The organism is Mastigocoleus testarum BC008 (genome assembly GCF_001456025.1).
Taxonomy (GTDB): domain Bacteria; phylum Cyanobacteriota; class Cyanobacteriia; order Cyanobacteriales; family Nostocaceae; genus Mastigocoleus; species Mastigocoleus testarum.
Map to the genome: position 1 here is coordinate 103294 of NZ_LMTZ01000102.1, position 8776 is coordinate 112069.

General features: G+C 35.7%; 7 protein-coding genes. 2 read left to right on the top strand and 5 right to left on the bottom strand.

The features are described 5' to 3' along the window. Window positions 1-63: 63 nt before the first annotated feature. The gene (locus BC008_RS24010; protein WP_027843852.1) at window positions 64-672 is read right to left on the bottom strand and encodes a hypothetical protein; all 609 of its coding nucleotides are present in this window, start codon (window positions 670-672) and stop codon (window positions 64-66) included. Window positions 673-1028: 356 nt separating this feature from the next. On the opposite strand from BC008_RS24010, the gene BC008_RS24015 reads away from it, so the two are divergent. Next, the gene (locus tag BC008_RS24015) at window positions 1029-2003 is read left to right on the top strand and encodes a DUF2382 domain-containing protein (RefSeq protein ID WP_027843851.1); all 975 of its coding nucleotides are present in this window, start codon (window positions 1029-1031) and stop codon (window positions 2001-2003) included. A 181-nt stretch (window positions 2004-2184) separates the two neighbouring features. After that, the gene (locus BC008_RS24020) at window positions 2185-3135 is read left to right on the top strand and encodes an S-layer homology domain-containing protein (protein ID WP_058183933.1); all 951 of its coding nucleotides are present in this window, start codon (window positions 2185-2187) and stop codon (window positions 3133-3135) included. A gap of 485 nt (window positions 3136-3620) precedes the next feature. On the opposite strand, the gene BC008_RS24025 is transcribed toward BC008_RS24020, so the two are convergent. The 4 genes from BC008_RS24025 to BC008_RS24040 all read right to left on the bottom strand — a co-directional run bounded on the left by BC008_RS24025 (window position 3621) and on the right by BC008_RS24040 (window position 8423). Then, a complete protein-coding gene (locus tag BC008_RS24025; RefSeq protein ID WP_036265772.1) occupies window positions 3621-4721 on the bottom strand; it encodes a sensor histidine kinase in 1101 nt (366 codons plus the stop codon). A 139-nt stretch (window positions 4722-4860) separates the two neighbouring features. Then, a complete protein-coding gene (locus BC008_RS24030) occupies window positions 4861-6066 on the bottom strand; it encodes an ATP-binding response regulator (protein WP_036265770.1) in 1206 nt (401 codons plus the stop codon). A 165-nt stretch (window positions 6067-6231) separates the two neighbouring features. Then, complete coding sequence (locus BC008_RS24035) at window positions 6232-6651, bottom strand: response regulator (RefSeq protein WP_235595924.1); 420 nt, start codon at window positions 6649-6651, stop codon at window positions 6232-6234. Between the two features lie 227 nt (window positions 6652-6878). Then, window positions 6879-8423 carry a PAS domain S-box protein gene (locus BC008_RS24040; RefSeq protein ID WP_058183934.1) on the bottom strand — a complete coding sequence of 515 codons (1545 nt, stop codon included), beginning with the start codon at window positions 8421-8423 and terminating at the stop codon, window positions 6879-6881. Window positions 8424-8776 lie beyond the last annotated feature (353 nt).

Genomic DNA, 8776 nt, shown 5'->3' on the forward strand with positions numbered 1-8776 from the left:
TCGTGTAAGTATTGAATATAATTATTTGAATTTAATTATTTAATTATTAATGACGTCTCAAGTTTAGACTCGAACCCGAGGTTTTCTTGCTCCAACAGAAGCTCCAACCATTGACGCAACCAAGCCTAAGAGAGAACCAAAGAGAAACGACCAAGCTATTTTGGCAGAATTTTCTGCGATATTTTGAGCATCAGTAGGACTAACGTTAGGAACTTGATTTGGTAAAGATACTCCTCCTGATTGCTGAGCTTGATTTACCACTTCACCTGCATTAGCAGCTACAACTCCGAAAGTACCTGATACACCACTAGCAAGCAACCAAGAACTAACAGCAATAGTAGTAGCCCAAAGAATTAATCCATGTAGTAATGCTGTGTTTTTGTTCATTGGACCGCAACTATTAGCGCAAATCCAACCACCTAGGAACAAGGAAATAAATAAGCTAATAATCGCCCAAATACCCACACCAATACCAACAGTTCCTGCTTCTGCTCCTGTCGCACCTGCTGTTAAGCCAATTGCAGCGCCAAGAGCACTTAACAATAACTGGGCGGCAATCGAAATTACAATCCCTGCAATAATTGGACCCCAGCGCACGCGGTCATGATAATCAACTACTGGATTGACAACTGCTCTCTCAATTACCCGATCGCCTATCGGTTCTACACCCATTGGTTCTGAATAAGACACTTCGATGTTCCTCCCCAAAATTACTAATTATCTGTTGCAAATTTTTTTATTTTGATTTTTATCTCGAATCATGCCACTCAGATAATCTCTGCATTCTCGCAAAAATACTTTTGCAAATAATTAGATAGTCCTGTTGTAAACATAGTAAAGCGAAACAAATTACTATTTATTCTTCCAGTAGGCATAACATTCGATTATCTGGAGACGCAAAAATAAATATTTTGTCAGTGAGGGACTATGAGACCTTAGTTGGAAGAAATTTGCTCCACTTATATATAAAGTATAGGTAAGTATATTTACAACAAAAATTAAGTTTGTTCAAAAAAGGTAAATCTAAAATGGCTTTATTTAAAATTGCAGATTTTAATCCTAACTACCGAGAAGAGGCTTTTGATGGTGATGATGTCAAAGGTCTTGATGTTTACTCTGCTAGGACAAATGACAAGATTGGTTCTATTGATGACATTTTAGTTGACGAAACTGGACGTTTTCGTTATTTGGTATTGGATACAGGTTTTTGGATTTTTGGAAAAAAAGTTCTATTACCAGTGGGTCGTTGCTATGTAGATCCAAATAAAGAACGAATTTACGCTAAAAATCTATTCAGTAAAGATCAGGCAGAAGAACTACCCGAATATAGTGAAGCTATGACGGTAGATTACGAGTATGAAGAAAGAGTTCGCAATATTTACCGCACTCCCAGCGTTGAAAACTCTGCTCCTGTAGAAATGACACCTCCCGTCGGAGCATCTGGAGTGTCTGCTGTATCCGATAGATTATATACGTCTACTGAGTTATCCAATTCTGCTCCAACTCCAGAACCTATTATTACTCCTACTCCCGATTCCGCTTCTCCAGGGGCTCCTAAGTACGATCGCAGCACTTATACATATGATCGAGAACCTGAAATGTACCAGATGGATGAACGAGAGCATCAAAAGTTAAAGCTTTATGAGGAGAAGCTAGTTGCTCGTAAAAACCGTCAAATGACTGGGGAAGTTACTGTAGGAAAACGCTTAGAAACAGAAGTTGCAACAGCTTCCGTACCGGTAGAGAGAGAACGAATCGTAATTGAGCGTAAAACGCCTACTAGTTCCAGAATAGTTAATCCTACGAATACTGATTTCCAAGAGGGAGAAATAGCCCGGATGAAAGTATACGAGGAAACTGCTGATATTAAAAAACAAGCTTTCGTCCGTGAGGAAGTTAGCATCCGTAAAGAAGTAGAAAAAGATACCGTAGAAGCTCAGGAAACCCTTCGTCGTCAAGAGTTAGATGTGAATGTTGAAGGTAACCCCGTAGTCGAGCAATAAGGAGTTAGGATTTACCGCAACTTTAATACCAATTTCATGTAGTTGGGCTGCACTGATGAAATTTAATTCAACAATATGATTTTTGCTTGATGCATTATCTGTAGCTTTAGTTTAGAAAATTGGTATAAGAAGATTTTTCTGTTCCCTGTTCTTTTTTAATTAAAATAGGAGGTTATAAAAAGTGAAGCGCGAATCGATAGATTTTCTCATGCTAGGAATGCTGGGAGTATTCAGTGCTGCTGGTTTAGCGGTCGCTTCAATTGAAGTCAGCGTTGCTGAAGAGAATTTTCCTGATGTCGACCGTAACTATTGGGCTAGTCCATTTATTCGAGCTTTAGCTTCAAAAGATATTGTCACCGGCTACCCAGATGGTACTTTCAGACCAAAGAAAAATTTAGACCGCGATGAATTTGCAGCAATGGTGCGTCAAGCTTTTGATGAAGAAAAAGTCAGAAATATCGAGAGTGGTAGCGTCTTCAAAGATGTTCCTAAAAATTATTGGGCTTCGACGCCAATTGAAGAAGCCTACGAATCTGATTTTATGAAGGCTTATCCCAATAATAGGTTTCATCCCAAAAAAGATTTCTCTAGGACTGATGCATTGGTTGCACTTACTAGAGGTTTAGATTTGAGCTATCAGCCTTCAAAAAGCACTAATCAAGCGGTTACTCCGTCACCAGCAAGGAAACAAGCTAAAAGAGGTCAGTCAAAAAATCGTTTGTTATTCCCCCTGGCAGCTACTACATTGATGCAGCCTTTTTACCAAATGAATTTGCTGAATCAAAATCAACCTGCTAACGTTGCTTCTGCTCCCGGGACAACAAACACAGCTACCGGAAAAAATGTAGTTGTCGGTCCCAGCGCGAGGGAACTAGTTAATTCTTATTATCAAGACGCAGAAAAAATCCCTCCAGAAGCTATAGATAATATTGCAGCAGCTACTAAAGCAAATATAGTAGTTAACTATCCCCAACAAACATTACTCAGACCAAATCAACCAATAACCCGTGGCGCAGCTACTGCTTTGATTCATCAAGCTTTAGTATATCGCGGTAAGTTGCAACCACTTGATTCTGATGTTGGAAGTGCAAAATATATTATCAAAAATCCTTCCGTGAAGAATCAAAAGTAATAACTATAGCGTTACGTGTTTCTTGAGGAAAAGCGTTTAGCCGGACGTCATATTATTCACAAAAATAGTTATTCACAAAAAATAGTTTTGTAGAGACATTCCAGAAGCAAAACCAAAGTAAGTTCTGGAACGTCTCTAAGCTTTATATTCAAATTTAAGAATTTATAACCGTCGATGTTATCTTTGACTACAAAATTTACAACTATGATTTATATCAATTCCGCTTAATTATTTACTATATAACTCTATTGAAAAGATGGCATTTATTACCTAATAACCCTATTCCTCATTACTTGTCACTCATTACTTGTCACTTATTACTTATTACTTATTACTTATTACTTATTACTTCGCCCCCAATAACTGTTTAGCCGGACGTAATATTACTCCAACCCCATTTCAAATGAGGTAAAGGTCCCCTTCCCAAGGTGGATTTAGGGGAATCCAAGATATCTTAGTAAAGAGTTTGACTTTATAAGCATCGTTTAAGAAGCAACGCCATGAACTGGCAACCTAATTGTGAATAAACTACCTTTACCCAACTCAGACGAAACACCTATACTTCCTTGATGTGATTCAATGATACACCGGGATAAATATAGACCCAAACCACTATTAGAGCGCTTGTTTTTACCTTGACGAAATCTTTCAAATAATCGCGCTTGTTCTTCTTGGGAAATTCCTGGACCAGTATCTTCTATTTCAATTAACACATCACCATCAGCTAGTTTTAAATGTACCAGAATCGAACCTGCATCAGTAAACTTAATCCCGTTACCAATAATATTAGTTAAAACTCGCTTTAATTCTATGCGATCGCCCCACACCTTTACAGGTTTTTCTTCAGCTAGTCCCAGTTTTAAGGATATTCCTTTCTCCTCAACTAACGGAGTTAATTCCCTTACCACACTCCCTATAAGATCGTTTAGATCGCAACTAATAAAATTAAAATTTTTACATCCAGCCTCAAACTTATAAACTTCTAGCATATTCTGTACCATTGCTAGTAAGTCTCTATTGCTACCAATCATATCATTGACGATTGAATACAAATCGGGCGTAACAGGAAAAAATTGTCCCTTAAGCATTAACTGCAAAATTCGATTCGATGCAGCTAGGGGAATTTTTAAATCGTGAGCAAACCGCGAAACAAAATCTTCCCTCAATTTCGCCATGCGATCTCGTTCGTCAATACTATGCTTTAGTCGTAGTAAAGAACGTACCCGTGCTTGTAGTTCGTCAGGGTTAACTGGTTTGCGAATAAAATCATCCGCACCAGCGTCAAGTCCTTCAACTACATTTGACTCATCATGGGCTGTTACAAGTAGGATGGGAATAAATGGTAATGTAGAGTGATTGCGAATTTGTCGAGTTAACTCGTAGCCATCAACTTCTGGCATCATCACATCTAATAATAGTAAATCTGGCAGAGATTCTTCTACTAAAGTTAAAGCTTTTGTACTATCTTCTTCTAAGATAATTTCATATCCTTCTTCTTCTAAAATAGCTTCAACTACAAGTAAATTGTCGTATACGTCATCAACAACCAGAATTTTATCTTGTTTATTTGCTACATTAGAAATCATAATAAGTACTCAGGCGAATTTAATTTCACATTTTGTTGGGGAGGGGAGTAAGGAATTATTAATAAGGAAATATTAATAGAAATCAATGGCAAATATATAAATGACTTGTATATATAAATTACTTTTCTTACTGACTTATTTACTGGCTTAAGCAACGTGGTAATTTTAAACTAAATTTTGAACCTTTCCCTAACTCACTTTCTACCCCGATGGTACCTTTCATCATTTTCATTAACGAATCTGTGATGGCTAAACCTAGTCCCGTCCCTTGATATCGTCTTGAGTTAGTTTGATTTCCTTGTCTAAATGGTTCAAATATGTGTTTTAACTTTTCTGATTCGATTCCAATCCCTGTATCGCAAACAGAAACTATCAACCATTGCTCAGAAATTTCGTTCACAGTCACATCTACATAACCGGTATCGGTGAACTTGATCGCATTAGAAAGTAAGTTAACTATTACCTGTCTAACTCTAGTGCGATCATTGAAGACTACTGGATTTTGTAAGTTTATACAAGTATTTATAGTTAAGCTTTTACGTTCTGCTAAGATACGCAATTCATCCACAGAAATTTGGATTAGTCCAGCAATATCAAATTCTTCTGGAGCTAGCCGCAATCCACCAGCTTCAATTTTTGATAAGTCAAGAATATCATTAATTAGTTCTAATAAATTTTTCCCGTTATTCAAAATCCGCTCTACCATATCTGCTTCTGAATCAGATAGCTTTCCCTTGGTTTTTCGCAAAACCATTTGTGAAAAAACCATTATTGCGTTGAGAGGAGTTCGTAACTCATGGGACATCGTTGCTAAAAAACGCGACTTTAATTCTGCTGCTTCTAGTAACTTAAGATTTTGTTGATGAATTTGCTGCTGCTTTTCCTCCAGTTCCTGATTTTTACGTTTAAGTTGCTCGTTACTTTCAAATAGTTGTTGATGAAATAACTCAATTTGTCTTTCTGCTTCATGAATTCGCACTACATGCTGCAAAGTTTTACCCAGTAATTGAGGACTGATTCTGGATTTACCAATATAATCAGATGCTCCAGCTTTCATAATTTCTACAGCAATTTGTTCGTCTCCTTGTCCGGTTAAGATAACTAAAGGTATTTTATTCCCAGAATCACGTAATTCTCTAACTACGGCTAAACCATCTTTCCCAGGTAAAGCATAGTCAAGGAATATACAATCAAATTTATTTCTTTCTAAATACTTAACTGCTTCATTATAGTTAGAAGCCTCTGATATTTTGACAGCAAATTCTATCTTGTTCAGAGCACGACAAACTGATATTCTATCAACTTCATCATCATCTATCACCAAAATACTTAATTCTTTTTTCATTAGGTTCTTGAATTAAAAAGTAATAACTAAAAATCACTCCTTTGAATTCAAATAAATGCTGTTATCTAGCATTTAAACTGTCGCCAATAACTAGATTCAAATTTGACTATAATTTTGATATTAAAGTTTGAAATATATTTAATTTTTTACTATTTCTTAGTAAAGTTAGTTAGGTATTTCTGAAAATGACCAATACTTATTTAAAGTTTTCATCAAGTCTACGAAATCGGCAAATTTAACTGGCTTTACTAAATAACCAGCAACATTCAAGTTGTAAGCCTCCACTAAATCTCGGTCTTGATTAGATGTAGTTAACACAACTACTGGAATTGATTTTAGACTCTCGTCACGACGCAAATGCTGTAGAAATTCAATTCCTCCCATTTTAGGCATATTCAGGTCAAGTAAAATTAACCGCCTTTCATGAGGAACAACCGCTGATTCTTCCTCTGTAGCTCTTAGCATATTCAAGGCTTCTAAACCATTCCTGGCAATGAATAAGGGATTAAGGATATTACCTTTTTTGAACGCACGTCGAACATTCATAATATCCACTTCATCGTCTTCTACTAATAAAATATTCATTGGACGATTATTTTTATTTACCATCTTTAATACTTGAAATCAGTTAAAATAATTCACCAGACAAATAAAAATTACTGCTGATTTGATTATAGACATCATTGTAAATTGCTATTTTTATAATTAACATCATCGTTAGTAGTTAATTCTTACCACATCATATAATCCTTGGGGAATAGACAAATTCTATATATTTTTTTTATGTTTTTTTTATATTTATTTAAGTTAATTTATTTCGGCCACGTGAAAATAAATTTAGCTCCTTCCTTTAACTGAGATTCTACTGCAATTGCACCTCCTACACTATCTATAATTTTCCTGACAATTGCCAAGCCAACACCAGTACTTTCCTTTGTATCGCGAGCTTCTAGGGTTTGAAAAATAGTAAAGATTTTTTGATGAAATTCTGGAGGAATTCCAGTACCATCATCACAGACAGTAAATTTATAAAAATTTTCGATTTCATCAACTGAAATATTGACCTGTCCATCTTTAGCAGGATGATGTTCGATTGCATTGCTAATTAAGTTAGCGAATACTTGCTGTAGGGGTACTTTTTTAGTACGGAAAATTGGCATTCCGGATTCGATTTCGATTGTAAATTCAGATGGTGGAGCAAGGGAATCAACAATTTCTTTGAGTAAAATGTCAACATTGACAGTTGATATTCCTGCTTCGACCCTACCAACTCGCGAATATTCCAATAATCCATTAATTAAGTTTTCCATGCGATTAACCCGTCCCCGCAATAATTCCAGTTGACGTTGGTTTTCCGGGGGTAGATTTCCGGATAAATCATCTTCTAACCACTGGGAAAGGTTCGCGATCGCCCGTAACGGTGCTTTAAGGTCATGAGATGCGAAATAAGCAAATTGGTCCAATTCTTGATTGCGCTTGTGTAACTCTGCTGTAGTTTTTGTCAAAATTATGTTAGTTTGCGCCAGTTCTTCTATTTTCTGTTTCAGTTGCAATTGTCGTTGTTTGCGGTCTTCAATTTCTTCGACTACTGCAATAAAATACATTGGTTCATTATTACTGGAATTTCGTATTAAGCTTGGAGTTATTTCTACCCATACTATCGAACCATCTTTACGGATATAACGTTTCTCCATAGAATAATATTCAATTTTCCCCACAAGTAATTGACGAACATAGTTTAAATCTGTTTCTAAATCATCAGGATGGGTAATGTCTTGAAAAGTTAAATTGATAATTTCTTCATAGGAATAACCAACAATTTCACATAATTTTTGATTGACCAGTAGCCATCTTCCATCCAATGCAACATGAGCAAATCCTACAGCTACTTGTTCAAAAGTTGCACGAAATTTTTCTTCACCTTCTAGTAATTCTTGAGTTCGTTGCTTAACCCTTGCTTCTAATTCCGTATTTAATCTAGTAACCTTTGCTTCTGCTTGTTTATATTTCTGAATGTTTGTGTAAGTTACTACCCATTCAAATACTTCCCCCTGGGTATTAAAATGAGGTTGACCGGAGACTAAAAACCAGATAGGATTTTCATTAGGTAAAAGGTGGATATGTAACTTAGTTTCAAAAAGTTGGGATTTGGCTACAGATTCTTGCCAAATTAGAGAAAAATTTTCCCGTTCTTCGGAAGAAACTAAATCGAACAATTTATTCCCTAGTATTTCTTGATATTTTAATCTGGTGATTTCTAACCAGCATCGATTCACATGTTTAATTGAGCCATCTACATCTACAACGCAAATAAGATGAGAAACTAAATTGAAAGCTGTATAATCTAAGTTTGTCATTTGCGATTTATGACTCTATGAGTTTTCCTGTGGATTACTGGTATTAGCTAGCTTAAATGTTAAGTTTCACCTAGTACTTCATCATATTGATTTTGATAGGTTTATAGTTGAAACATATATAAAATATGGCTAAATCCCAACTATAGATTGAGAAATTACCTGTCAAAATCTCTGCGGTGAACCACTGGTAGGTTTATCTGCATCATTTTATCTGCATAACTTTATCTGTATGAGATTCTGCAGTCATAAATTAAAATTTCTATATATTAGACCCGTCCAAAATATTAATATAGGTACAAAAAAATGGTAGAAAGGAAAATTAGTACTCTACCATTTTGATTAAAAATGTCTAT

Bases quoted from the DNA above. Each gene is read 5' to 3' on its own strand.
- BC008_RS24010 (WP_027843852.1), bottom strand. From the start codon at position 672: ATGGGTGTAGAACCGATAGGCGATCGGGTAATTGAGAGAGCAGTTGTC.
- BC008_RS24015 (WP_027843851.1), top strand. From the start codon at position 1,029: ATGGCTTTATTTAAAATTGCAGATTTTAATCCTAACTACCGAGAAGAG.
- BC008_RS24025 (WP_036265772.1), bottom strand. From the start codon at position 4,721: ATGATTTCTAATGTAGCAAATAAACAAGATAAAATTCTGGTTGTTGAT.
- BC008_RS24030 (WP_036265770.1), bottom strand. From the start codon at position 6,066: ATGAAAAAAGAATTAAGTATTTTGGTGATAGATGATGATGAAGTTGAT.
- BC008_RS24035 (WP_235595924.1), bottom strand. From the start codon at position 6,651: ATGAATATTTTATTAGTAGAAGACGATGAAGTGGATATTATGAATGTT.
- BC008_RS24040 (WP_058183934.1), bottom strand. From the start codon at position 8,423: ATGACAAACTTAGATTATACAGCTTTCAATTTAGTTTCTCATCTTATT.